Source organism: Mycolicibacterium celeriflavum, from assembly GCF_010731795.1.
Lineage (GTDB): Bacteria > Actinomycetota > Actinomycetes > Mycobacteriales > Mycobacteriaceae > Mycobacterium > Mycobacterium celeriflavum.
Genome location: NZ_AP022591.1, coordinates 2974854 through 2999272 on the forward strand (window position 1 = coordinate 2974854; position 24419 = coordinate 2999272).

Annotated in this window: 20 protein-coding genes; 5 read left to right on the forward strand and 15 right to left on the reverse strand. The window is 68.8% G+C overall.

Annotated features, from left to right (window positions below):
* Positions 1-20: 20 nt before the first annotated feature.
* A complete protein-coding gene (locus G6N18_RS14530; RefSeq protein ID WP_083005811.1) occupies positions 21-782 on the reverse strand; it encodes a trans-aconitate 2-methyltransferase in 762 nt (253 codons plus the stop codon).
* A gap of 41 nt (positions 783-823) precedes the next feature.
* Between G6N18_RS14530 and G6N18_RS14535 the strand changes: the two genes are divergently transcribed.
* A complete protein-coding gene (locus G6N18_RS14535) occupies positions 824-2020 on the forward strand; it encodes an alpha/beta hydrolase family protein (RefSeq protein WP_083005814.1) in 1197 nt (398 codons plus the stop codon).
* Here the strand turns inward: G6N18_RS14535 and eccE are convergent.
* From eccE to G6N18_RS14600, 13 genes are all read right to left on the reverse strand, one after another.
* Entirely contained in the window at positions 2007-2924 is a 918-nt protein-coding gene (eccE, locus tag G6N18_RS14540; RefSeq protein WP_083005818.1) for a type VII secretion protein EccE, read from the reverse strand. The two genes, G6N18_RS14535 and eccE, sit on opposite strands and share 14 nt — an antisense overlap.
* Positions 2921-4327 carry a type VII secretion-associated serine protease mycosin gene (mycP, locus tag G6N18_RS14545; RefSeq protein ID WP_083005821.1) on the reverse strand — a complete coding sequence of 469 codons (1407 nt, stop codon included), beginning with the start codon at positions 4325-4327 and terminating at the stop codon, positions 2921-2923. The genes eccE and mycP overlap by 4 nt, the downstream gene beginning before the upstream one ends.
* Before the next feature lie 10 nt (positions 4328-4337).
* Entirely contained in the window at positions 4338-5723 is a 1386-nt protein-coding gene (eccD, locus tag G6N18_RS14550; protein ID WP_083005923.1) for a type VII secretion integral membrane protein EccD, read from the reverse strand.
* Positions 5724-5782: 59 nt separating this feature from the next.
* A complete protein-coding gene (locus G6N18_RS14555; RefSeq protein ID WP_083005824.1) occupies positions 5783-6649 on the reverse strand; it encodes an ESX secretion-associated protein EspG in 867 nt (288 codons plus the stop codon).
* A gap of 6 nt (positions 6650-6655) precedes the next feature.
* Positions 6656-6946, reverse strand: a complete 291-nt coding sequence (locus G6N18_RS14560; RefSeq protein WP_067225929.1) for a WXG100 family type VII secretion target — start codon at positions 6944-6946, stop codon at positions 6656-6658.
* A 29-nt stretch (positions 6947-6975) separates the two neighbouring features.
* On the reverse strand, positions 6976-7269 hold the full coding sequence (gene esxG, locus G6N18_RS14565) for a type VII secretion system protein EsxG (protein ID WP_067225932.1): 294 nt from the start codon (positions 7267-7269) through the stop codon (positions 6976-6978).
* A 52-nt stretch (positions 7270-7321) separates the two neighbouring features.
* Positions 7322-8833 (reverse strand): PPE family protein, encoded by a 1512-nt coding sequence (locus G6N18_RS14570; RefSeq protein WP_083005827.1) that lies wholly within the window; start codon positions 8831-8833, stop codon positions 7322-7324.
* Between the two features lie 2 nt (positions 8834-8835).
* Entirely contained in the window at positions 8836-9144 is a 309-nt protein-coding gene (locus G6N18_RS14575) for a PE family protein (RefSeq protein ID WP_067225939.1), read from the reverse strand.
* A complete protein-coding gene (eccCa, locus tag G6N18_RS14580) occupies positions 9144-13118 on the reverse strand; it encodes a type VII secretion protein EccCa (protein ID WP_083005831.1) in 3975 nt (1324 codons plus the stop codon). The genes G6N18_RS14575 and eccCa overlap by 1 nt, the downstream gene beginning before the upstream one ends.
* Positions 13115-14680, reverse strand: coding sequence for a type VII secretion protein EccB (gene eccB, locus G6N18_RS14585; protein WP_083005835.1), 1566 nt, complete (start codon positions 14678-14680; stop codon positions 13115-13117). The genes eccCa and eccB overlap by 4 nt, the downstream gene beginning before the upstream one ends.
* Entirely contained in the window at positions 14677-16494 is a 1818-nt protein-coding gene (gene eccA, locus G6N18_RS14590; RefSeq protein ID WP_272937601.1) for a type VII secretion AAA-ATPase EccA, read from the reverse strand. The genes eccB and eccA overlap by 4 nt, the downstream gene beginning before the upstream one ends.
* Before the next feature lie 108 nt (positions 16495-16602).
* Complete coding sequence (locus tag G6N18_RS14595; protein WP_083005841.1) at positions 16603-17493, reverse strand: SAM-dependent methyltransferase; 891 nt, start codon at positions 17491-17493, stop codon at positions 16603-16605.
* 38 nt (positions 17494-17531) lie between these two features.
* Entirely contained in the window at positions 17532-18422 is an 891-nt protein-coding gene (locus G6N18_RS14600) for an oxygenase MpaB family protein (protein WP_109749558.1), read from the reverse strand.
* Between the two features lie 81 nt (positions 18423-18503).
* On the opposite strand from G6N18_RS14600, the gene G6N18_RS14605 reads away from it, so the two are divergent.
* On the forward strand, positions 18504-19118 hold the full coding sequence (locus G6N18_RS14605; protein WP_083005844.1) for a TetR/AcrR family transcriptional regulator: 615 nt from the start codon (positions 18504-18506) through the stop codon (positions 19116-19118).
* 112 nt (positions 19119-19230) lie between these two features.
* Here the strand turns inward: G6N18_RS14605 and G6N18_RS14610 are convergent, their stop codons facing one another.
* Positions 19231-19806 (reverse strand): VOC family protein, encoded by a 576-nt coding sequence (locus tag G6N18_RS14610; RefSeq protein ID WP_083005928.1) that lies wholly within the window; start codon positions 19804-19806, stop codon positions 19231-19233.
* Between the two features lie 192 nt (positions 19807-19998).
* Between G6N18_RS14610 and G6N18_RS14615 the strand changes: the two genes are divergently transcribed.
* The 3 genes from G6N18_RS14615 to G6N18_RS14625 are packed head-to-tail and all read left to right on the forward strand — an operon-like array spanning position 19999 to position 24383.
* On the forward strand, positions 19999-21141 hold the full coding sequence (locus G6N18_RS14615) for an alpha/beta hydrolase (RefSeq protein ID WP_083005846.1): 1143 nt from the start codon (positions 19999-20001) through the stop codon (positions 21139-21141).
* Positions 21138-22130, forward strand: coding sequence for a 2-hydroxyacid dehydrogenase (locus G6N18_RS14620; RefSeq protein ID WP_083005931.1), 993 nt, complete (start codon positions 21138-21140; stop codon positions 22128-22130). The genes G6N18_RS14615 and G6N18_RS14620 overlap by 4 nt, the downstream gene beginning before the upstream one ends.
* Before the next feature lie 9 nt (positions 22131-22139).
* A complete protein-coding gene (locus G6N18_RS14625) occupies positions 22140-24383 on the forward strand; it encodes an acyl-CoA dehydrogenase family protein (protein ID WP_083005848.1) in 2244 nt (747 codons plus the stop codon).
* Positions 24384-24419 lie beyond the last annotated feature (36 nt).

Sequence of the window (24419 nt, forward strand, 5' to 3'; positions counted from 1 at the left end):
GAAGCCCTCGCCGACCTGATTCATTTGATCTGCGCTACCACGAAGATGCGGCGAAACGGGAAGAACGTCGTCCCATCCGGCCGCACCGGGTACGAGGCGTCCAGCAGCGGAATCAGTTCCGCGCGGAACGCATCCCACTGCGGATCGGTGAGCCGACTCCGTACCGGCCGTAGGGCGGTGCCAGTGATCCAGTCCAACACCGGATTCTCGCCGGTCAACACGTGTATGTAGGTTGTCTCCCAGGCGTCGACCGTACAACCAGCCTCGGTGAGCAGCTCCGCGTAACCGGCTGCATCGGACACTTGGCCCTCTCGGAACGGGAAGTCCCGCAAGGGTTCTGCCCACCGGCCGCGATCTGCGAGTTCACGTACCGCGCGATGTGACGGCGCATCGAAGTTGCCCGGCACCTGGAACGCGAGCCATGCCCCGGCGGGCAGTTCCTCGGCCCACCCGGCAAGCAACTCCGAGTGGTCTGGCACCCACTGCAGGGTGGCGTTGCTGATCACGACGTCGGTGTCGGGTTTCGGCACCCAGTCGCGGAGATCACCGACGTGCGCGTCGATCCCCCGCTCTCTCGCGGACGTCACCATTTCCGGTGAGTTGTCCAGCGCTTCGACCTCGGCGTGCGGCCAGCGCTGCCCCAGGCTGGCCGTGAGATTGCCCGGCCCACAACCAAGGTCCGCCACCCGCCGCGGCGCGTCGGCGTCGACCCGTGCCAGCAGGTCGAAGAACGGGCGCCCGCGCTGGTCGGCAAAGGCCAGATACGCCTCGGCGTTCCACATGTCGCCAGTCTGGCACCGCCGGCGCCGGTTACCATGCGGACGTGAGCCAATCGGACGCCAACCCGGTGGATCCACCCATCCCGGTTCCCGACGTACCCGGCGCGGACGCCACCACCCGCGGACTTCCCCGCCGTGCCGATCTCACGCTGCGCCAGCGGCTCATCGTCGACACGTCGGCCGTCGCCGACATCGCACTGCGCACCGCGATCGCCTCTCTGCTCGCGACCACGATGCTGCCGACCCTGGCGGGCGGCCTACGCCGATCGCAGTCGCGCGCCGAGCGCGAACAGTTGCAGTTCTACGCCGAACTGGCCGCGGCGAGAGATCCCGCGCAGTCGTTCCCGGCACCGAAATCGCTGCCCCGGGTCGCTTCGCGCACCGCAAATCCGCTCGCGGAATGGATAGCGAAGGGCCGCGTCGAGAACATCCGGTTCAACAGCAGCTTCGAGGCGATCAACCCGGCGTTGCGCAGCCAGTGCCGGGGATTTGAGCGCAACAACGTCGTCCACGCACAACACTGGCGGCACGACGACGGTCCGCACCCCACGCTGTGTCTGATCCACGGCTTCATGGGCTCGCCGTATCTGTTCAACGGCCTGTTCTTCTCCCTACCCTGGTTCTTCCGGTCGGGCTACGACGTGCTGCTCTACACCATGCCCTTTCACGGTCCCCGCGCCGAGAAGGGTTCGCCGTTCAGCGGTTACGGGTTCTTCGCCAACGGATTCGCCGGTTTCGCCGAAGCCATGGCGCAGTCCGTGCATGACTTCCGCTCGATCGTCGACTATCTCGAGTTCACCGGCGTCGATCGCATCGCGTTGACCGGAATGTCGCTCGGCGGGTACACGGCGGCGCTGATCGCGGGCATCGACGATCGCATCCAGGCCGTCATCCCCAACGTGCCGGTGGTGGCGCCCGATCAGACCGTCGACGAATGGTTCCCCGCCAACAAGGTGGTGGCGTTGCGTAACTTGTTGTCGGGCACCGATGCCGAGCTCAGCAGCGCAGCGACCCGGTTCTCGTCTCCGCTGAACTACGCGCCGCTGGTGCCGAAGGACCGTAGGTTGATCATCACCGGTCTCGGTGACCGGTTGGCGCCGCCGGAACAGGCCGAGATGCTATGGGAGCACTGGGACCGCTGCGCGTTCCACTGGTTCCCCGGCAATCACATCCTGCACGTCAGCCAACCCGACTACCTGCGCCGGATGACCCGCTTCATGCAGGCGTTCATGTTCGGCTGAACTCCGGCCGGCTCCCCGCCGGCCAGGCGATCCGCTCCAGCAGTTCACGCGATACCGGCTTACTCGGAATACCCAGACGTCCAACGGCTTTCGGGTCTAACGCCGTCAGCAACGGCCGTTGAAGTCCACGATGGGCAGTCAACCCGGACAAGGACGCCTTACGCTCCACGTCGGCGGTCCGGAAGGCGCACGCCGCCGCGACGACCGGTTGCGCCGCGGTGCCGCTGAACTCGATGGCGGTCCAGGTTTCACCGGACTGCGACCACACCTCGGCGAGGCGCTCACCCAACCGCTCATCGACCGGAATGCCGTGAACAGAGACGAAACCGTGGTCATCGACTACGCCCGACCACTTCTCGCGTCCTGCTGCACCCAGCGGCGCGGCTGTCTCGTCGACGATCGCGGCGTCGAGACCGGCCTCCCGGAGATGATCGGTGAGTCGCCGACCGGCGATCTCAGCGGTGTCGCGCAGCGGAAGTTCCGGGGAACGTGCCTGCAGTGCAACCAGATTCGCCTTGGCGTCCAGGGTCAGGCTGATCCAGGTGGTACGAACACCATCGTGATCGCGGTTGGTGACCCGAACTTTCTCGCTGCGGACACCGAACCGCTCGACGTATCCGGCCACCAGCGGCAGCGACACCTCGGCGCCTTGCGGGCCGTCGACGCGCACCACCACGGTTGCCTGATCCGTCCTCTGCGCCTTCGGCTTCGAGTGGTTGCGTCGCCACACGGCCAGTCGGCGGCCGATCATGGTCGTCACGAACTGCCCACGCCACCAGGCAAACACCACCACCACGACGGCGGCCGCGATACCGAGGATCCACCAGTCAGTGGTGGACTCCCACGGGTACGCCATGGCCGCCAACACCACGGCCAACGACGCCAACGCAATTCGAACGGTCACGATGCCTCCGGTTGATTGTCGAGTTTCCTTCGCCGGTGCACCGCCATGGCCGCCGTCACGACCGCGATCAACGCCAACGCCCCTGTCCCCGCGAACGCGACGACCTTCGGGGTGGAATCGGGCGTCGGCGGCTCCGGCGGCGCGGCGACCGGTTGGGGTTCGGGGTCGGCGTCGTCGTCGATGGCCGCGGTCACATCCCAGGTCAGGGAGGCGACGGGGTCGACGAGGCCGAATCCGGTCAGGTTCGACGGCGCACGGGCCGCCCCCTGCGCGCCCGCGGTGAGCCGGTCCCTGACCTGTTCGGCGGTCAACTGCGGGAACCGGCTGCGCACCAACGCCGCGACACCGGACACATAGGCCGCCGCGAAGCTCGAACCGTTGAGCGGGAACAGCCGACCCTGGCTGTCGGGCAAGGCGTTCGCGAGCCCGCCGCCGTCACCGTTGCCCACCGACGCGACGTCCTGCCCCGGCGCCGCTATGTCCACCCACGGACCGGCCATCGTGAAGTCCGTCGGCCTACCCTCCGGTGTCAGCGCCCCGACCGAGAGCACGAACGGCTGCCAGGACGACGGGATCGACACCGACGTGACGCCCGACCAGTTGCGGGGGTCCTCCGGCCGGCCCGGATCCGACAACGGGTTCGACGGGCACGCCGACCCCGGGTTGAGGCCCGCTTTGTTGTTCCCCGCCGCGGCGACGATCACCGCGTCCTTCTCGACGGCGGCGTACCGCAGGGCCGCGCCGAGCTGACTCTGGTCGACGGTCTCGGTGGCGGGCAGACAGGTGACCGCGGAGATGTTGATCACCCGCGCACCCAGATCCGCGGCGCGAACGACCGCGCGGGCCAGCGTCGCGACCTCGAGCGCGACGCGCGCCACGGCCTGGTTCTCCGCCGACTCGGTCGGTGAGAACCGCGCCGAGGTGGATCGGATCGACAGCACGCGGGCCCCGGGCGCCACGCCCGAGAACCCGTCGGGCCCCGGTTGGCCGGCGATCAGCCCGGCCACCAGCGTTCCGTGCCCGTCGCAGTCGGTCAGCCCGTCGGTGGCCGCGACGAAGTCGCCGCCTGGATCGACGTTCGGCAGCCGCGGGCCCGGCCGGACGCCGGTGTCGATGACGGCCACGACTTGTCCGTCCCCGCGGCTGTACTCCCAGGCGCCCTCGAGGTTGAGCAGCTTGCGGTTCGGGCCGGGCGCACCGGGATCGGTGCCCGGCAGCACACCCGCGCTGACGCACGGACCGCGCTGCGTCATCGGTTGCACCGGCCCGGGCGCACCCGACGGTGGTGGCACCGCCGGATCCACTTGCGGCGGTGTGATCGCCTGTGCCATCGGACAACTCATGCTCAGGACGGTCAGCCCCACCGCCGTGGCGGCGAATACGGTGCGCAGTCCGTCGCGCATCACCGACGCCTCATCGATTCAGCACCCAGGCGAACAGTCCGACCAGGTACGCCAGCACCGGGATGAGCGATGCGTCGACGGCAGACCCCAGGAAGCCGACCACGCGACGCATGGGCAGCGAGTAGGTGTCGGGCGATGCCACCCGCGGGAACAATGCGGCGATCACCCACACCGCCGTCAAGCCCGCGAGCGCCGCCAGCGCCCACCACGCGGCGGTGTAGCGCTCGTCGACACCGAACACGACGAGGAACGAGATCGCCAGCAGGAACGGCACACTCAGCAGCCACGCCTTGCACGGCGCGGAATCCCACACCCGTGCCCGCAGCACCGAACCCAGCGCGACCGCGGCCACGACATACCACGCCCAGCTCGAAACACCTTGTGGGGCAGCCAGTGTCAACGCTCCCGCGGTGGACAGCAGCACCCCGCCGGCGATGAAGCCGCTCTGGTGGGAGTCGCTGATCCGGACCCGACGCGGCAGGTCCGCGAGCACCTTGAGCGACAGCGCCGAGGGCGTCGGGTCACCGGGGGCGGGGATCACCGGCATCGGCAGCCGCGACCACAACGCGGAGAGTTGGGCGGCTTGGACCGTGACCACCAGCGCCAGCACCACCAGCACGGCTCCGATGACGACGTGGTCCAGGGCCCAGATCATGGCGGCGCCCGCGGTGATCAGGGCGCCGGCGCCGACGACGGTCGCCGCCGTGAAAACCGCGATGGCGCGTTGGGCGACGACGATGCTCATGATCGACCAGGCCGTCACGCCCGCGGCGGCCAGCAGCACGTGTGACGGCCCGAACTCGCCGGGCACCGCGAGCGCGAGGGCCACGGCGATCGGCGCCAACGCCGTCACGGCCAGCGCCGTGCCGAGCCGAGGTGCCCGGCCCCAGGTGATCAGCGCGGCCAACACCGTGAGCACCGCGATGCCGCTGGCCGCCATGAGGCCGGCGAAACCGCCGACGACCTCGCTGTGCACGGCGGCGAACGTCGTGGCGACCAGGATCAGCGCGACGACGGCCGCCCCCGCACCGCGAGCGATGTGCGCTGCCCCCCAGGGCTTTTCGCGAGCAGCCGAGAAGATGACCGTCGCATCGCCGATGTCCTCGACGATTCGCGGTGCCGCGGGCCCGGCGGGTAGCGGCTGCAGCGCGAGAAGGTCGCCGTCGACGACCCCGACGGTGTTCAGGGTCGCGTCGAGGCTGAACGGCGCGCCGCCGACCGGGGCGAGCGACAGCACGACCGGTGCGGCGTCGTCGTATTCCTCGTCGGCCGGCATTGCCATCCGGCGTACCGCAGGCAGGATCTCGCGCAGAGGGAGTTCGGTCGGCAACGCCATGTCCGTGACTCGGCCGCCGGCCTCGCCCGCGGCGAGCACGGCGACCCGAACAACCGGCATCGACGGCGCCGACCCCTCGGTCCTCCCCGGCGGCCTGGTTGCCAGGGAGGTGGTGCCGGTCATCGGATGGTCTGCCATTGCGGTTCCGTTCTTTGGGTTGAATCGAAGTCTCGGGTGAGTTGCTGCTCGGGGAACCACCCCCCGTCGGGCAGCGTTGCCGTGAGCCGCTCGACCGCGGTCGCGATCGCCAGCGGCGTGCCGGGGGTGAACGTCGACACCCATTCGCCGTCGAACGCTTTCGACGGGTGGACGAGGACTCTGCCTTCCCGGGTGTCGACGACGCTGACGCCGACGTCGGTGCTGACGCGGTGACCGTCGCGGTGGTCTCCCGCGACGATCTCCACATAGCTGCGGTCCGGCGCGTAAGCGGCTTCCACGACGGCGCGCGCGCTCGGCGGGATGCCGAGGAACTCGACGACGTCGTCGAGCGTCGCGCCGTTTCGCAGTTGCTCGTCGGCGCGCGCCCCGATCCGCGCCGGGATGGCGAACTCGTCGAAGCTGGCCGGCGGCCGGCCCGACAACCCGGTCGTCAGGATGGGCACCAGCGCCTGCGGGTGGTCCACGTCCAGCGCGGTTAGCGTGACGAGGCCGCCGGCGCGGAGCGCGACGACGGTGTGCTCGCCACGACGCGCGACGTGCCCGCGCAGCATGCTGTCGGCGCCGCGGACGAATCTGAGTTCGAGCCACCGCCGAGGCCGGCATGTCGTCGTAACCCATTGCCGGACATTGGGATCGATGATCCGGTCCGCGGTCATCACGCCCAGCTCCACCAGTTCGGCGGACAGCCTGGACTCGAATGTCGCTCGGTCAGCGTGATCGCTGTACGGCGGGGTGATGGCCAGCACCCAGGGATAGTTCCCTGCGCCCGACGCATCGGCGACGAACCAGGCCTGCTCCGCGGTCAGCTCGACTGCGTTAACTGCCACCGCCGATCAGGCACCCCATTTGGCGCCTTCGGCCTGGTCGCGGGCGCTCATCGTCATGGTGTTCTGTTCGTGCGTGGCGGCCATCGCGCGGTACGCGCGCACCAGTTCCTCGAGGCTGGCGTTCCACTGCGCCTGCCATGCCTGGTACGTCATGCCGGTATCGCCCTGCCACGCGCCGGCCAATGCCGCCTGCTCGCTGGCGATGTCGGCGCCGACCGCATGCAGAGCGCCCGCGTAGCCGGACATCTCGCCCGCGTGGGCCAGCATTGCCGGGTAGTTGTACATGATCTGAGACATCAGGTTCTCCCTCTAGGTCAGTTCGGAGTTCAGATACCGGTGTAGGTGCTGGCCGCTGCGGCGTCCTGCGCCACATAGGTGCCCGCGGCGTCGCCGAGATTCACCTGGGCGATGTCGAGCAGCGAGTTGATCTTCGCGGAGACCTCGATGAAGCGGGCGTGCGACGCCTGGAAGGCGGCCGACGACTCGCCCATGTGGAACGCCTGCGACGACTGCGCGGCCTGTTCGGCCTGCGCCATGGTGCTGCGCATCAGGGCGGCCTTCGCCGAGAATGCGGCCTCGGAGGCGACGAGTTGTGGGATGTGAGCGTCCAAGAGGCTCATGGTTTTTCCTTTCGGTTCGTGGTTCGACGGTTCGGGTTTCGCTCAGCTCTGTTCAGTCGCGCTCTCCCCCCTTGTGGTCCCAGTCACTGGGCAGCATGGGTTCTTTCGGTCCCCCGCCGAACGGGTCGCCGGCCAGCTCGGTCAGCCCGGCCGCCTGCTCGGTGTCGGATTTGGTCGCTGCACCGGTGAAACCCACTGCGCCTGCGCCCTTTTCCGATGCGCTCACATGGGGGCGCCGTACCGGTTCGGGCGGCGGGGTGTCGTCTTCCGGCTCGTAATCCATGTAGGCGTCGGCGTACTGGCGTTGGTGGATGGGCTGGGCGCGTTTGCGGCGAGCCTTGCGTTTCGCCAACGCCGATGCCGCGGCGGCGGCCGCCGCGGATGCTGGGATGTCGGACGCGGGTGCCTTGGCGCCGATGCCGTCCCGGAACGTCGGGGAGACGCCGTCGTCCGGGCCGGGGCCTGCGACCGCGTACGGCACCACGGCCGGCACTGCCGGGGCAGGCGCAGCGCCCGCGGGGGCGGCGCCGGCACTGACCGACGTTGCCGGAGCAGCAGTTCCAGTAGGAACGGTCGGCGCCACCGCGGTGACCGGCGGCATGCTCTCAGCCCGCGTCACCGGGACCGGCTGCGCCGGGACGGGCGCGACGGCAGGCGCGGGCGCGGGTGCGGGTGCGGGCATTGGCGGGGGGTTCAGTGCCTGGACGATGAGGCCGATCATTATCGGCAGCAATATCGGAGCACTGAAGATCAGCGACCACGTGGTCCATCCGAGCGGCTGAGTGATCGCCTGGTAGAGGACGAACAACAGCACGACTCCCGACCCCGGATTGAAGAGCCACGCGAGAAAGCTGCCCATGAAGTCGTCGATAGCATCGAACAAATCCTCGAAGAACTTCTGAAGCTCTTGCAGAAAGCGCGCGATGGAGTCGGCGAGATTCCGTGCCGAACCGGAGTCGACGGCAGTGGCCATCGCCGACGCCTGCTGTGCATCGGCGGCGGCCGAACCGGCCTCTCCCACACCGGGAGCCAGCAGCATCGGCGCCGGTGTGGTCATGGGCGTGGCTGCCACCGCCGCGCCCGACACCGCCTGGTAAGTGCTCATCGTCGTCGCGGCCTGGATCCACATCCGCACGTAGTCGGCTTCGTTCAACGCGATCGGGATCGTGTTGATACCGAGGAAGTTCGTGGCCGTCAACACGGCGTGCGTGGTGTGGTTGAGCGCCAACTCGGGCAACGTCGGCATCATCGCCAACGCCGTCGTATACGCCGCGGCTGCGGCCTCGTGTTGAACAGCCGACGCCGCGCTGTTCGCGCTGGCCTGGGCCAACCACGCGAGATACGGCACGTGCGCAGCGACATACTGCTCGGCGCTCGGCCCTTCCCAGGCGCCACCCTGCACCGCCCCCAGCACGGCGGTCAACTCCGCTGCGGCGGAGGAGTATTCAGCGGCCAGCGACCGCCATGCACCCGCGGCCGCCAACAGCGAACCCGGCCCGGGTCCGCTGCTCAGCATCGTCGAGTGCACCTCCGGAGGCAGCGCCATCCAGATCGGAGCCGTCATGATCAGCTACCGGCGACCAGGTATGTCGAAGCGGCCATGGCGTCACCGGTCGCGTAGCTTATGCCGGACTGCCCGACGCCGACGCCGGAGCGGCCCAACTCCTCGACGCCCAGCGCGGCCATCGTGTTGTGTTGTGTGCCATGCGCGCTCAGGCCCGCCGCGGTCTGCAGCGACACCGCGTCGACGGCCGGTGGCACCACCGTGCTCACCAATGGCGCGGCGGCGGCGTGCGCTGCCGCCAATCGGGCCGTCAACGCCTCGACGGCGGAACCCGCCGCGGCCAGACCCTCGGGAACGACGCGAAGAGTCATCAGTTGAACTCCCTTCCACTAGTGCCGTTGTTGCCGGTGCTTTCTGCGACCGCGTCGGCGAACGGGTTGACGAGTTGCAGGAACGTCGGGCCATCGCCATCGTCCAGCAACATCGCGCGCCCTGCAGGCATACGGCGGAACCGATGGCCCCGGATCTTGCCGCTGTCCTGCGGGTTGCCCGACAGCATGAGGATGGCCGCCTGCAACTCGTTGAGCCGGCGCAGCAACGGTGCCGTCATCAAGGCGTGCGCCGAACCCGTGGCCCGCGCGGTCACGATCACGCGCAGGCCCAGTTCACTTGCCTGCGAGAGCAAGCCGATGATCCCGGTCCACGGCCGCTGCCCGACGAACGGTCCGCTGACCGCGGGGGCGTCCGGGATCTGGTCGACGTCGTCGATGATCAGGTAGTGGGTGTGGCCGTCCTCGCCGGACTGGTAGGTCCACTTGCTCAGTTCCTGCGGGGACATGCCGGCCGGCGGGCGGCGCCTCTCCAGCAGTGCGCTCAGCCCGAGCATCGCCGGGGTGATCCGGTCGATGTTCGGCGTGTACTCGTTGTCGGGGAACAACGGTTCGTCGACCAGATGCAGGCGACGGTCAATCACCGTGAACGCGACGCGGTCCGGCGTGGAGTGCTCCCGCACGGTGCGGATCACATGACGCAGCAGCGTCGTCTTGCCGGACTTGGCATCGCCGAACACCATCAGCAGCGGGCTCTGGTCGAAGGCCATCGACACGGCCGCGAGGTCCTCCTCGCGCTGGCCGATGACGACGCGCTCCGGTGCCGGATACAACGGCGCCACCACGGCCGGCGCCAGGTCGTGCGGCAGCAGCCGCACCGGCGGCGCGGTCACACCCTGATGGCGGGCGTTGATCACCCCGATGTCGCGCAGCGACGGCTCGGCGAAAAGGAAGTGCTCGGCGGCCATCGTCAGGCCGCGGCCCGGCTGGTCGGCGGGCACCGCTTCGGCGGGTCGGCGCAGCGCACCGGTGATCCGCACGTTGCTGTCGCGCGCGTCGGACAGCTTCAACTCGAGGCGCAGACCCAGGCCGTCGCGCATCGCCAGCGGCACCTCGAGCCAGTTCGGCGTGGTGACCACGACGTGGATGCCGTAGGACATCCCGGTGTTGACCAGCTCGGTCACCTTCGCCAGCAACGGGTTCCGGGTGTTGAAGGTGTCGGTGTTGTCGCGGCTGAACGCATACAGGTTGTCGATGACCAGAAACACTTCGCCGTACTCGTCGCGCTGACCGTTACCCGAGTGGCCACGTGCCTGGCGGCCGCGCAGCAGCTGTTCGAGCTCGCCGAACGTGCGCCGGATGCGCTCGGGTTCCAGCGGCGAGGCGACGCTGCCGACGTGCGCCAGGTCCGCCAGCGGGCGCAGCTGGCCGCCGCCGTAGTCCAGGCAGTAGAACGACACGTCGCGCGGTGAGTGCAGCGCCGCCGCGGACAGGATGAACGTCTGCAGCGCCGTGGTCTTACCCGATTTCGGGCCGCCGTGGATCAACATGTTGGCCGCAGCGGACCTGGCGTTGAAGATCAGTGGGTCGCGGCGCATCGCGAACGGGCGGTCGATCTCGCCGAGCGGCCAGCGCCACTCGCGTTCTGCGACGTCGGCGCGGGCGAGCAACTCGTCGAGCGGAATCGGCTCGTCCAGCGGCGGCAACCACAGCCGCGGCGCCTTCGGACCGTAGTTCGCGAGCTGATCGCCGATAGTGGCGACCAGCTTGCGCGGCGGACGCTCCTCGTGGGCGGCCGGATCGGACACCACGATGGTGTCGGCGGGGGCTTCCACGTGACCCGCGGTGAAGTGTTGCGGGACCGGGACCGCTTGCACGACAACGGATCTCTCGATCCGCGGCGGGTCGTAGATGCCGTCGACGTAGGTGCTGCGGAACTTGACCGGCATCGCGCCGGGCGTCGGCACCAGAAAACCCTCACCCTTGTGGTCGGGGCCGGCCTCGATGTGGAAGGCGTCCTCGACACCGATGATCTGGCGGCTGACCGCCGGGCTGGCCACCTTGAGCCCGATGCGGTAGGAGGTGTTCTTGTCGATGTCCTTGATCCGGCCCACGTCCAGCGTCTGCGACGCGAACAGGATGTGGATGCGGAACGAGCGGCCCTTGCGCGCGACGTAGTCGAACAGGTCGGCATACTCCGGGTGGTCCGACAGCATCAGCGAGAACTCGTCGGCGACGACGAGCAGCGTCGGCATCGGCGGCAGGTCGTGGCCCGCCGCGATGGCGGCCTCGTACTCGAGCACCGAGTTGAAAGCACTGCCCTGCACCCGCCGGCCGGCCTCCATCAGCAGTTGCTCACGGCGAGCCACCTCGCCGCGCAGTGTGTCGGCGAATCGGTCGGCCAGCGAACGCTTCTCGGCCATGTTCGAGATGACCGCGACGACCTGCGGGAAGTCACGGAAGATGTCCGCCCCGGCCTCGCCCTTGAAGTCGGCGTAGATGACGATCAGCCGATCTGCGGAGTGCGTCGTCAACAGCGACAGCAAGATCGACATCAACGTCTGCGACTTGCCCGAGCCCGTCATGCCGATCATCAGGCCGTGCGGGCCCATGCCGCCCTCCGCCTCGTCCTTGAGGTCGAAGAGGAGCGGCTCGCCCGTCGCGGTCACACCGATGGGGACTCGCAGTTCGTCGGCGCGCGCCCGCGGTGCCCACAGGCTCGCCACGTCCAGCGCCGCGGCATCCGGAATGCCGAGCAGTGTCGAGAAGGTGGCGACGCCCGCGCTCGCGGTCCGCGCATGGCTCGGGTTCGAGTCCCACCTCGACAGCCGGCGTGCGATGTGCCGTGCGGTGGCGACGTCGAGCCGGTCGGCGGCGTCGACGTACGGCTGCCACCCGCCGGTCTGCCAACGCCGCAGCTTCCCGTCGCTCACCTGCAGGATCGGCCGCTCCGGGTCGGGGTACTGCTCGCGGTGCGGCGGTTCGGCGGTCCGCTGCACCAGCGTCACACCGGCCAGTCCGCCCCGCGGGACCAGCGCCGCGGGATCCACGTCGGGATCGTCGATGACGATGAGCAGGTGCTTGGCCCCCGTTTCGTCGGGGTCGCCGAACGGCGGCCGATCGTCGAGCGCAGGCGCGAGCAGCGAGCGCAGTTCATTGACATCGGAGGCCAGATAGCGGGCCGGTCCGGCCCCGTCCACGGATCCGGGAATGTCGTTGTGCGGCAGCCACTTCAGCCACGACCATTCGTCGCTCTCGATGTCCGGCGCGAGCAGCGCGACACCCAGCACCGCCGGGTCGTGCCAGGTGACCGCCTGGGTGATCCATGCGCGCAGTGCCGCGCGGACGTCGTCCGACTCGCCGAGCACCGTGATGCGCGAGACCTTGCCCAGGTCGATGCCCGTCGGCACCGCGCGCACCGTGCGCTGCACGTCGAGCAGGCCCCGTAAAGCGCTGTGCGACACCGGTTCGAGGTCGACCTCGTCCGCGGTGTCCTTCACTCGAAGCGTGGCGTTGAGCGGGGCGTCGTGCAATCCGGTGCGCACCACCAGGAAGTCGGGGTCGTGCGGATCGCGCTCCCACTGCCTGCGCGTGCCGGGCACGTCGATGAGCAAGCCAGGATCCGGGTGCGACCACTCGAGCGCGGCGCGCTGTTCGGCGGCATGCGCGCGCACGTTGTCGCGAACCACCGACAGGTAGCGCAGGTAGTCGGCACGCTCGGCGTCGACCTCTTCGGTGCGCATCTTGTTGTCGGTGCCGCGGTAGAGCGCGGTGGCGGCCAGCAGCAGGACGAACGGGAAGAACAGCGTCGTCGGGGACATCAGCCGCATGCCGGTGGCCACCAGCGCCACGATCATGCCCACGATCAGGATGACGATCAGGTACGGCAGCACTCGGCGCAGCAGCGACGGCGGAACGACCCGCGGCAGCTCAGGCGGCGGCTCGATGGTGATGGTGCCCTTGCGCGTCGTCGGCACCGGGATGCGGCGACGCGCCTCGAAAATGAGCCGGCTCACGGACTCTCCCTCACGACGGCGGGGCGGGGGTCGGCGGCGAGCGCGTCATGGGCCAGCAGCGCGTCAGCGCGCGACAACGTCGGACCTGGCGCGAACTGGCTCAGCATCGACCATGGAATCGGGACCGCAGGCGAAGTCAGCCCGAGCGCGGAGATGGTTTTCTGGTCACCGTTCTCGTCGAGGCCGTAGCGGACCCCGACGTCGCTGAGCCAGAAGGACGCGCCGCCAACGGGTGGGGTCGACGCACCGCCACCGTCCTGGCCGACGGTCTGGACCAGGTAGCCGCGACCAGGCGTCAGCACCACCCGGTTCGCGGTGGTGCCCGAACCCGCTCCGACCAGTGGGACGGCGTGTAGGTCGTCGGACACCGGAAGTGTTACGCCGGAACGGAGGTCCAGCGTCGCGCTGGTGGCGTCGGCGGGCCGCGTCCACCGAGCGCATGTCAACGGCGCGTCCGCGGCGTCGACGAGCGTGAGCGGTTCACTCGGATAGGCGTCGGTGTCGATGACGTTCGCGACGGGCAGACGCGCGATGTCGTCGGCGCCCAACCTCGGCGGCCGGTCGAGCCCGAACGAGTTCGCGTTGCGCATGATCGCGGCGATGACCGGTGAAATCGGTTGCAGCCCTTCGCTGAGAACCGCGTAATGGCGCAGCGTGTTGTCGGCGGCGAAGGCAGCCACCACCGCGCCGACCGGAGCGGGCGCCGGCAGCGGGTATCGCGGCGGTTCGCCTGCGCCCGGGACCGCCGGCGGGCTCAGCGCGGGGGCTTCGGGTACCGCATTGAACAGCCCCGGCGCGATCGGACGGGCGACGGCGGGCTCGGTACCGAAGCCCAGCGCGCTGGTGACCGCGCGGTCGTTCATGTCGATCGGGCTGCGACGGCCGTCCCACAGCAACCAGGTGCCGGCGTTGGGGCCGCTCGGGTTGGAAACCAGAATCGCTTGGTCGCTGGGCAGCGGCGCGGCGCGCTCGCCGCCGTCGGCCAGCGGGCCAGCGATCATCGTGACACCGACGCCAGGCCCCGAAACCCCGTCGCACACCGTCCAGTCGGCGTCGCGGGTGGTGTTCTGCACCATGCGTTCGGGTGCGCCGGGGATGCCGATCAGATTGCCGCGCGGGAACTGGTCGATCTCGCTTGTCTTGACCTGCGAAGGGTTGTCCGGGCGACCCGTGATCAGGCGCGCGGACGTCAGGTTCAGCACCGGGTGCAGCTGCTCACCGAGGCGGACGTAGAGCGCCGAGGTGGTGCGGTCGGCCAAGATCGCGTCGTTGCCCGCCGCCCCGCCGGGCCGGATCAGCGAGAACACGAAACACGCTGCCAGCCCGGTGATCAGCACCAGCGCGCCGACGAGCACCGAGCGGGTCTGGGTGCGCAGCGGATCGACGAGCATGCGGGTGTCGTGCAGTGCGACGCCGGATGCGATGCGCCGCATGATGAATCGCCATCCGGTGACCTGATGGCGGGTGACGAACCCGCGGCGGTACACCACCCGGTCGGGGTTCTCGTTTGCCGGTGTCCGCGAGGCGAACGCGCGGCGATCCGAATTGTCGGGAGTACTCATTCGGGCACCGCCAGGCCGAGGCCGCGCAGCAGCGGAATGGCGGACTGGGTGACGTCTTCGTCGGTGATGGTCATCAGCTCGTCGTCGGTGAAGTCTTCGGAATCGGAATGGTCGAGTCGGTACTCGCGCTCCTCCTCGGAACGCTCGACCAGGTTGCGGACGAACCGGCCGTTACCGGCGATGTCCAGGTTCCGCCGCTCGATCCCGGCGGCGTCCGGCGTTGTGGCCGCAGCCAATTGGCCGAACAACGATTCCATGTGGGCAAGCGCCGCCGGCTCGAAAACGCTGTCGCGCTTCTCGGCCATCCGCATCGCGATCTCGACCAGTTCGTGCGGTGAATACGACGGGAATTCGATGCTGCGGGTGAAGCGGGACCGCAGACCCTCGTTGGTGTCGAGGAACGCGTCGAGGTCCTTGCGGTAACCGGCCACGATGACGACCAACCGCTCGCGGTCGTTCTCCATGCGCGCCAGCAGCGTGTCGATGGCGACCAGACCGAAGTCGTTCTTGGCGCCGGTCGACACCAGCGCATAGGCCTCGTCGAGGAACAGCACGCCGTCGAGCGCGCTGTCGATGATCGCGTTGGTCTTGGCCTCGGTCTCGCCGATGTGCTGGCCGATCAGGTCGGCGCGGTGCACCTCGCGGACGGTTTCCTTCTTGAGAATGCCCAGCCCGCAATAGATTTTGGCGACGACGCGCGCGATCGTGGTCTTACCGGTACCGGGCGGGCCCGCGAACACCAGGTGGTTGGTGCGCTGGGCGACCGTCAGCCCGCGCTCCTGGCGGCGGATCGCCATCGCGACCGAACTCTTCAGGCGGGCGACCTGGTACTTGACCTCTTCGAGGCCGATGAACTCGGCGAGCTCGGCCTCGGCTTCGACCAGCAGGTGCGCCTTGCGCTCCTTGGCGCCCGGGTCGACGAAGTCGGCCTCGGTCGGTTCGGTGGCGGGATCCCACGGATCGGAGCGGCCCTCGATGCGCGCGGCCGTGGTGGTCACGATGCCGTAGGAGGTGTCCGACAGCGCGATCTCGACCTGCTCGTTCTCGGGGTTGGCGGCGTAGAGCTCGGCGAGCACATCGGCGGCGTCGAGCTCTTCGCCCTGCGCGCGCAGGCACAGCGCCTTGACGAGCGTGCCGTCCGTGGTCGCGACATCGACCGGCCCCGCCGGGTCCTCCAAATACGACAGCGCCGGGGCGAACATGCCGAGGCGGGCCAGTGAGATGCCGAGCGTCACGCGCACGGCGTGCGCATACGTCTCGTCGAGCTTCTTGTCGTTGACGATCGGGGTGAGCAGCCGCACCACGTCGGTCCAGCGCTCGGCCCGGTAGTACATCGCGACCCGTACCCACCGCGCCTGGAGCCAGCCGGGGCGCCTGGCGATCAGCGGCTCCACCAGTTCGTCGGCCGCGGGATAGTCGCCGGCGTCGCACAGCGTGACGGCGTAGGCCAGCTGGAAGTCGTCGGGCGCCGAAGCCGAGAACTGTAGGTAGAGCCCGGTGTCGTAGGTGAACGCCAGATCACCCTCGGCGAGTTGCACGTGACGCTGCAGCACCCCCGCCGTGGCAACGGTCCGCCAGATGGCTTCGACGACCCTCGCGCTGGTGTCACCCGCCGCTGCGAGCCCCGTCCAGGCATCGCACTGTTCGCGCGCGATGCGGGTGAGTTCGGCGAAGCCGGCCCGGGCGGCGGCGGGATCGGACGGACGGCGGCGGTCGTGCACGGAGAGCCCCAGGGCTCGGCAACACGTGGCGAACCGACTCACCACGTCGTGATCGACGCGCGAAGTCGCAGCAAAATCGGTTGGTAGCGGCACGCGCCGTGATCTCCCCGTGGTTATCGCAGGCTAACTTTCGTGCCCGAAGTTAGCATTGACTAAGCTAACTTGTACAGACGCACCTCTTTTGCCTCAGCCGGTGAGCCGTTACCCGGTTTTGACGGCGCTGACCAGGCTGATCGTGCTGACCATCGTGGCGGCCTCGGAATCGTCCGCCGGCACCGGCCGGTCGTTGCTGCGCAGCCAGTCCGTCAGCGGTGTGGTTTCGGCGCGCCACCCGCGGGCGCCGAACCAGTCCGCGGCGGGTTCGTGCTGTTCGTTGTAGACCAGGTTGAAGAAGGTGTCGTCCCCGCCCGCGGCCTGCTCCTCGGCCTTTTTGGCCTCGAACGCCGCGGCGTCCATCGGCGCCGCTTCCTCCACGGCGGCGTGACTACCGGGTGCGGCCATGGCGTCGATCCCGGTGAACAGCTGGCGTTGAGCGGCGGCGGGCAGATAGATCAGCAGGCCCTCGGCGATCCAGGCGGACGGCTTGGCAGGGTCGAACCCGTGGTCGCGCAGGGCTTGCGGCCAGTCGTTGCGCAGGTCGACCGCGATCTCCCGGCGTTCGGCCCGCGGCCGGTGTCCAGCCAGCGCCTGCCGCTTGAACTCGAGCACCTGCGGCTGGTCCAACTCGAACAGCACGGTGTCGTCGGGCCAGTCGAGTCGGTACCCGCGCGAGTCCAGGCCGGCGGCCAGAAGAACGATCTGCCGAACGCCCGCTGCGGCCGCGGCGCGGAAATAGTCGTCGAAGTATCTGGTGCGCACCGCCTGGAAGTTGACGAAGTCGGCGCCGAACTCGGTCATCAACGGGTGTTCGGGTGCGCCGCCGTCGAGCAGATCGGCCCACTCGCCCCCTACCGCGCGACAGAAGACCTCGGCGAACTCATCGACCGCGACGGGGTCGGGCTTCTGCGCCTCCAGCGCACGGGCGGCGGCGACGAACAACGCGGTCGAGCCGACGCTGGTGGTGATGTCCCAGGTGTCGTCATCGGTACGCATGTACCTCTTTGTACGCCGCGATTCCGACAGCGGGCTCGCTACACCAGCGGGCGTCCCGTGCGGACGCGCCAGTCCAGATCCTTGAGCAGCACATTGAACGGGAACTGCCGGACGAAGCGCGGCATCACGTTGTTGACTCGGCCCAGCGCCCACATCACGCGGTTGAACCGGCGCTGTTTGGCCGCATCCCACGACAGCCCCATCTCGTCGCGGAAGCGCTGGGGCAGAAAACCGGTCGTGATGAAGAGGTTGACGGCGTCGGTCCGCCGCTGCAGCCACGCCGGCGCCTTCACATCGCCGAGCCGGCCCGCCGCAATCGGCCAGAGGTACTCGCGCACCGCGGCGTCGATGTGCACCTTGTCCAGCGACTCCTGCCAGTACTCGTCGAACGCCTTGCGGTCCGCGGGCCACATCTCGGCCGGCACCTGCAGCGTCGTGCCGAGCGCGGCGGCGTCGCGGTAGTGGCGGTCCGCGGATTCATCGTCCATCTCGCCGACGAAAATCCGGAACACGTCGACGAAACCCTTGTACAGGCACGCGGCCACCCACAGCTGGAGGTCCTTGTTGAAGGCGTTGTATTCGACCGGGCTGTCCGGCAGCGAGTACACCTCGGCGTGCGACCGGTTGACGGCGCGGCGGTACACGGCCTTCTGTTCCTCGCTGCCCGCGAGCGCCACGGCCAGGTAGGTGAACGTGGTTCGCGCCCGCTTGATCGGATGCCGGTCCGCGCGACCGCTTTCGACACGGCTGTCCTTCACGCCGTATCCGACCCCGGGCCGCGCGAGTTCCATGATCACGTTCGCGGCCCCGGACAGCAGCCCGATGCCCAGCATCGCGTCATCGGGTCCGACGTCTCGCCGCAACGGGCGCCCGGACAGGGGCGCATCGTTGACCGCGCGTCCGACGTGGTCGATCGGCTCGGAGACCATCAGCACCCCTAAATCGCACAAATGTGAGAATGGTTGTTTCCTGATATTGCTCCTGCTCGGCGCGGGTGTCAAGATGGCGACATGGCACAGGTCCGCCCCTACCGCGGCGTCGACGCGGCCGAGCGCCTCGCCCAGCGCCGTCGCCGCCTTCTCGACGCGGGCCTCGACCTGCTCGGGGCCGGCGGGAACGACCCCGCCGAGTTGACGGTGCGGGCGATCTGCGGCACCGCGGGTCTGGGGGTCCGCTACTTCTACGAGAGCTTCACCGACAAGGACGACTTCGTCGCCTCGGTATTCGACAGCGTGGTCGCCGACATCGCCGCCACCACCCAGGCCGCGGTCGCGTCCGCGCCGCCGCAGGAGCAGTCGCGGGCGGGCATGGCCAACGTGGTGCGCGCGATCGCCGCCGACGCCCGGGTCGGTCGCCTGCTGTTCAGCGTCGAATTGTCCAACACGGTGATCGTGCGCAAGCGCGCCGAGTCCACGGTCCTGTTCGCGATGCTGCTGCTGCAGCACGCCGGCACGCTCGGCGCGCAGGACAGTGAACTCACCAGAGCAACCGCGCATTTCGCGGTCGGCGGCGTCGGCCAGACCCTCAGCGCATGGCTGTCCGGCGACCTCGCACTCGAGAGCGACCAGCTCGTCGACCGGCTGGCGGCGACCCTCGACGTGTTGTCAAGCCTGTCGACCAGCTGAGACCTGACCCCGCGCCGCCTCGTGTGAAAGCTGGGCGGAAATCGGGCCGGATTTCCGCCCACGTTTCACAAATGAAGTGGTGTCTGTGTGAGAGACACCGCTCCGCGAGGGGCTAGCCGGTGACCCTCGGGCGGCGGTCGGCGGCCGTCTTAGGCGTCGCCTGTGCGTCGCTGTCGGTGAATTCCTTCGTCCAGCAGGCGAATTCGAGCGTGACGCCGTCGGGGTCGTGAAAGTAGAACGATCGGACGTAGACGCCGGGATGCACGGTGGGCGAGACCTGTGCCTCGCTCTCGTCGTGGTTGAGCACCGGACCGACCCGCACGCCCTTGTCCTTGAGGCGCTGCCGGTACTCGTCGAACTTCTCGGCGGGCACGTGAAAAGCCAGGTGATTCATGGTGCTGACCGCGCTGACGATGTCACCGATACCCGGGATGGCGTCGGGCGAGGAGATGCCGGGGACCCGGTCGGGCGCGTCGGCGAACCAGAAGAACGCGACGCAGTCGCCGTTGCCCGCATCGAAGAAGAAGTGCTGGCCCATGCCGCCCGGCAGGTCGAGCGACTTGATCAATGGCATGCCGAGGACGTTGCTGTAGAAGTCGACGGTCTTCGCCATATCCGAGCACACCAGCGCCACATGGTTGATGCCGCCGAGTTCGAATTCGGAGTTCGGATTGTCGGGCCTGATCATCTGGCGCCTCCTCGGGCGAATCTCTGGCCAGAAACGCAAACTGAACTTAGCATCAGGTTCAAGCTCGAGCAATGACGAACGGACCGGCACTGCCATGACGATCGCCCCGCGCGTCCCGCGCCGTTCCCGTCCGTCACCGGGACGGTTGAACATGTTCACCACCATGGCTTTTGGGTCGGTGCCGAGGCCCGCATGAGCAGAACGTCCTCGAGCGCCGGAACGCCGGGCGTCACGCGCGAGTTCATCGGTCTCGACTCGCCCACTGCCCGACGCGCCGGCGCCGGCGGACACCCGTGCCAAGGTCTCTATCACCGCGGAGTGGGCCGCAAACCGAAGGTCGCGATGATCGCCACGCACTACCAGATCGACTTCTCCGAACACTATCTCGCCGACTACATGGCCACCCGCGGCATCGGATTTCTGGGCTGGAACACGCGGTATCGCGGGTTCGAGAGCAGCTTCCTGCTCGACCACGCGCTCGTCGACATCGGTGTCGGCGTGCGCTGGCTGCGCGAGGTTCAGGGCGTGGAAACCGTTGTTCTGCTTGGCAACTCCGGCGGCGGGTCGTTGATGGCGGCATACCAGGCACAGGCCGTGGATCCGCATGTGACACCGCTAGCCGGGATGCGCCCGGCGGCCGGGCTCACCGACCTGCCGCCCGCCGACGGCTACGTCGCGACCGCCGCACACCCGGGCCGCCCCGACGTGCTCACCGCGTGGATGGATGCCGCCGTCGTCGACGAAACCGACCCGGTCACAAGCGATCCCGAGCTCGATCTGTTCGACAAGAGCAACGGCCCGCCGTATTCCGCCGATTTCGTCGCTCGGTATCGAGCCGCGCAGGTCGCGCGCAACGATGCGATCACCGACTGGGCCGAAGCGGAGCTCGAGCGCGTGCAGGCTGCGGGTTTCTCCGACCGCCCGTTCACGGTGCTGCGCACGTGGGCCGACCCGCGCATGGTGGACCCCACCCTGGAACCGACGAAGCGACCCCCGAACATGTGCTACGCCGGAGTGCCGGTGCAGGCCAACCGATCCGCGCGCGGCATCGCAGCGGCGTGCACGCTGCGCAACTGGATCGGCATGTGGAGCCTGCGCTGTGCACAGACGCGCGCCGAACCACACCTCAACCGGATCACCAGCCCCGCGCTGGTCGTCAACGCCGAGCAGGACACCGGCGTGTACCCGTCGGACGCGCAGCACATCTTCGACGCACTGGCCAGCGCCGACAAGGCGCAATGCTCGATCGACACCGACCACTACTTCACCACCCCCGGGGCGCGCAGTGAGCAAGCCGATACCATCGCCAAGTGGATCGCCAAGCGGTGGCGTTGAGAGTCCTCGCCCATTTCGACCCCGGTCCGAAGGTGCTCGCTTTTGTTGCGCCGGAGGCTGATTGGCTCGATATCCGCTATTGCGCAGAGGACGACGACGTCACCTTCTACCGGGAGCTGCCCGAGGCCGAGGTGATCTGGCACGTCCTGCGGCCGATCTCCGGCGAAGACCTCGCCATGGCCGGTCGCTGCCTGCTGGTGCACAAGATGGGCGCCGGGGTCAACACCGTCGACGTGGACTTCGCGGCCGGCCACGGGATCGCGGTAGCGAACATGCCCGGCGCGAACGCCCCGTCGGTCGCCGAGGGGACCGTGCTGCTGATGCTGGCCACCCTGCGCCGGCTGACCGAACTGGACAGCGCCACCCGCGCGGGCCGGGGTTGGCCGTCCGACCCGAGCCTGGGCGAGACCGTGCGTGACATCGGCGGCTGCACCGTCGGATTGATCGGCTACGGCAACATCGCCAAACGGGTGGAGCGGATCGTGCTGGCGATGGGCACCCCGCCCGAACAGATCCTGCACACCGGTACCCGTGACGACGGTCATCCCGGCTGGCGCAAGCTGCCCGACCTGCTGGCGGCCAGTGACATCGTCTCCCTGCATCTTCCGCTGACCGAGCACACCGCGGGCATGCTCGACCGTGCGGCGCTGACGCTGATGAAGTCCGACGCCGTGCTGGTCAACACCAGCCGCGGCGCCGTCGTCGACGAGGCGGCGCTGATGGAGGCGTTGCGCGCGGGCCACCTGGCCGGCGCGGGCCTCGACGTCTTCGAAACCGAGCCGGTCGCGGCCGACAACCCGCTGGTGAAACTCGACAACGTCGTGCTGACTCCGCACGTCAGCTGGTACACCGCCGACACGATGCGGCGGTACCTGGAGTTCGCGCTGGACAACTGCCGCCGGCTGCGGGACGGCCGTGAGCTCGCCAATGTCGTGAACGGTATCGTGTTTCCCAACCGACCGGTTAATAGGGAAACCCCGTCACAGTGAGGTGTAGGTATGCCCATCGCCATCAACCCTGAGCACAACGACCTGGCCGACTCGGTCCGGTCCTTCGTCGCGCGGGTGGCGCCGTCGGAAGTGCTGCATGAAGCGCTGGAGACGCCGATCCCGAATCCGCCGCCCTACTGGAAGAGTGCCGCCGAGCAGGGCCTGCAGGGCGTTCACCTGTCGGAAGACGTTGGCGGACAAGGCTTCGGCATCCTCGAGTTGGCGATCGTCATCGCGGAGTTCGGCTACGGCGCGATGCCGGGGCCGTTCGTGCCGTCGGCTATCGCCAGCGCGCTGATCGCCGCGCACGACCCCGAGGCTGTGCTCCTGAACGACCTGGCCTCCGGTGCGACGATCGCGGCCTACGCCATCGAGTCCGGCCTGACCGCCACGCGGCACGGTGACGACGATGCCGCCGGGCTGGTCATCCGCGGCGAGGTGCGCGCCGTACCCGCCGCCGAGCAGGCCTCCGTGCTGGTGCTGCCCGTCGCTGGGCTGGAAGAGGGCACCAGCGGATACAAATGGGTGGTCCTCAACGCCGCGGAACTCGAGATCGAACCGGTCAAGAGCCTGGACCCGCTGCGCCCGATCGCCCACGTCCGCGCGAACGCCGTCGAGGTCGGCGACGACCGGGTGCTGAGCAACCTGAGCCGCCCGCTCGCCCGCGCGCTGATCGCGACATTGCTGTCCGCAGAATGCATCGGAGTGGCCCGGTGGGCGACCGACACCGCGGCCGAGTACGCCAAGATCCGCGAGCAGTTCGGCAGGCCCATCGGCCAGTTCCAAGCCATCAAGCACAAGTGCGCCGGCATGATCGCCGACACCGAGCGGGCCACCGCCGCCGTCTGGGACGCGGCCCGGGCCATCGACGAGTTCACCGCGCACGCGAAAAGCGGTAAAGACAGCGAAACCAGCTCAACCGAAAGCGCTTTCGAGTTCGCAGCGGCGGTCGCGGCCACCCTGGCGCCCGAGGCCGCCCAGCACTGCGCCCAGGACTGCATCCAGGTGCACGGCGGTATCGGCTTCACCTGGGAGCACGACGCCAACGTCTACTACCGCCGTGCGCTGGTGCTGGCGGCCGGTTTCGGACGGCACGCCGACTACCCGCAGCACGTCGTCGACGTCGCGACCAGCACCGGAATGCGCAAGCTCAACATCGACCTCGACCCGGAGACCGAGAAGCTTCGCGACGAGATCCGCTCGGAAGTCACTGCGCTGAAGGACCTTCCACGCGAGGAGCGCACCGTCGCGATCGCCGAGGGGGGCTGGGTGCAGCCGCATCTGCCCAAGCCGTGGGGCCGTGCGGCGGGTCCCGTCGAGCAGATCATCATCGCCCAGGAGTTCGAGGCCGGCCGGGTCAAACGCCCGCAGATGGGCATCGCGGCCTGGATCATCCCTTCGATCGTCGCGTTCGGCACCGACCAACAGCAACAGCGCTTCCTGCCGCCGACGTTCCGCGGCGAAATGATCTGGTGCCAGCTGTTTTCCGAGCCGGGCGCGGGTTCGGACCTGGCCAGCCTGACCACCAAGGCGACCAAGGTCGACGGCGGCTGGCGCATCACCGGACAGAAGATCTGGACCACCGGCGCGCAGTACTCGCAATGGGGCGCGCTGCTGGCGCGCACCGACCCGAACGCCCCGAAACACAATGGCATCACGTACTTCCTGCTCGACATGGCCAGTGACGGCATCGAGGTCAAGCCGTTGCGCGAGCTCACCGGCAACGCGATGTTCAACACCGTGTTCATCGACGACGTGTTCGTCCCCGACGAGCTGGTGCTGGGCGAGGTGAACCGGGGCTGGGAGGTCAGCCGTAACACGCTCACCAACGAACGGGTGTCCATCGGCAGCAGCGAGCCGCCGTTCCTGGCCACCCTCAACGGCTTCGTCGAGTTCCTCCAGGACGGCCAGTTCGACCAGATCGAGCAGAACCACGCGGGCAGGCTCATCGCCGAGGGCCATGCCGCCAAGATCCTCAACATGCGGTCGACGCTGCTGACGCTCGCCGGTGGCGATCCGATGCCGGCCGCGGCGATCTCCAAGCTGCTGTCGATGAAGACCGGTCAGGGCTATGCGGAATTCGCGGTGTCGACGTTCGGCACCGACGGCGCTGTCGCCGACCCGAAAGAGTTGCCGGGCGTGTGGTCGGAGTACCTGCTCGGCAGCCGGGCCACCACGATCTACGGCGGCACCACCGAAGTGCAGCTCAACATCATCGCCGAACGCCTGCTGGGGCTGCCGCGCGACCCGTAGCGGCGGCGCCGGCCGCACGTTTAACAACCCGGCCGA

What these genes read in the sequence shown, in the direction of transcription:
- G6N18_RS14530 (WP_083005811.1), bottom strand. Translation starts at nt 782, where the DNA reads ATGTGGAACGCCGAGGCGTATCTGGCCTTTGCCGACCAGCGCGGGCGC.
- mycP (WP_083005821.1), bottom strand. Translation starts at nt 4,327, where the DNA reads ATGCGCGACGGACTGCGCACCGTATTCGCCGCCACGGCGGTGGGGCTG.
- eccD (WP_083005923.1), bottom strand. Translation starts at nt 5,723, where the DNA reads ATGCCGGTTGTTCGGGTCGCCGTGCTCGCCGCGGGCGAGGCCGGCGGC.
- G6N18_RS14560 (WP_067225929.1), bottom strand. Translation starts at nt 6,946, where the DNA reads ATGTCTCAGATCATGTACAACTACCCGGCAATGCTGGCCCACGCGGGC.
- esxG (WP_067225932.1), bottom strand. Translation starts at nt 7,269, where the DNA reads ATGAGCCTCTTGGACGCTCACATCCCACAACTCGTCGCCTCCGAGGCC.
- G6N18_RS14570 (WP_083005827.1), bottom strand. Translation starts at nt 8,833, where the DNA reads ATGACGGCTCCGATCTGGATGGCGCTGCCTCCGGAGGTGCACTCGACG.
- G6N18_RS14575 (WP_067225939.1), bottom strand. Translation starts at nt 9,144, where the DNA reads ATGACTCTTCGCGTCGTTCCCGAGGGTCTGGCCGCGGCGGGTTCCGCC.
- eccB (WP_083005835.1), bottom strand. Translation starts at nt 14,680, where the DNA reads ATGAGTACTCCCGACAATTCGGATCGCCGCGCGTTCGCCTCGCGGACA.
- G6N18_RS14595 (WP_083005841.1), bottom strand. Translation starts at nt 17,493, where the DNA reads ATGCGTACCGATGACGACACCTGGGACATCACCACCAGCGTCGGCTCG.
- G6N18_RS14600 (WP_109749558.1), bottom strand. Translation starts at nt 18,422, where the DNA reads ATGGTCTCCGAGCCGATCGACCACGTCGGACGCGCGGTCAACGATGCG.
- G6N18_RS14605 (WP_083005844.1), top strand. Translation starts at nt 18,504, where the DNA reads ATGGCACAGGTCCGCCCCTACCGCGGCGTCGACGCGGCCGAGCGCCTC.
- G6N18_RS14610 (WP_083005928.1), bottom strand. Translation starts at nt 19,806, where the DNA reads ATGATCAGGCCCGACAATCCGAACTCCGAATTCGAACTCGGCGGCATC.
- G6N18_RS14615 (WP_083005846.1), top strand. Translation starts at nt 19,999, where the DNA reads ATGAGCAGAACGTCCTCGAGCGCCGGAACGCCGGGCGTCACGCGCGAG.
- G6N18_RS14625 (WP_083005848.1), top strand. Translation starts at nt 22,140, where the DNA reads ATGCCCATCGCCATCAACCCTGAGCACAACGACCTGGCCGACTCGGTC.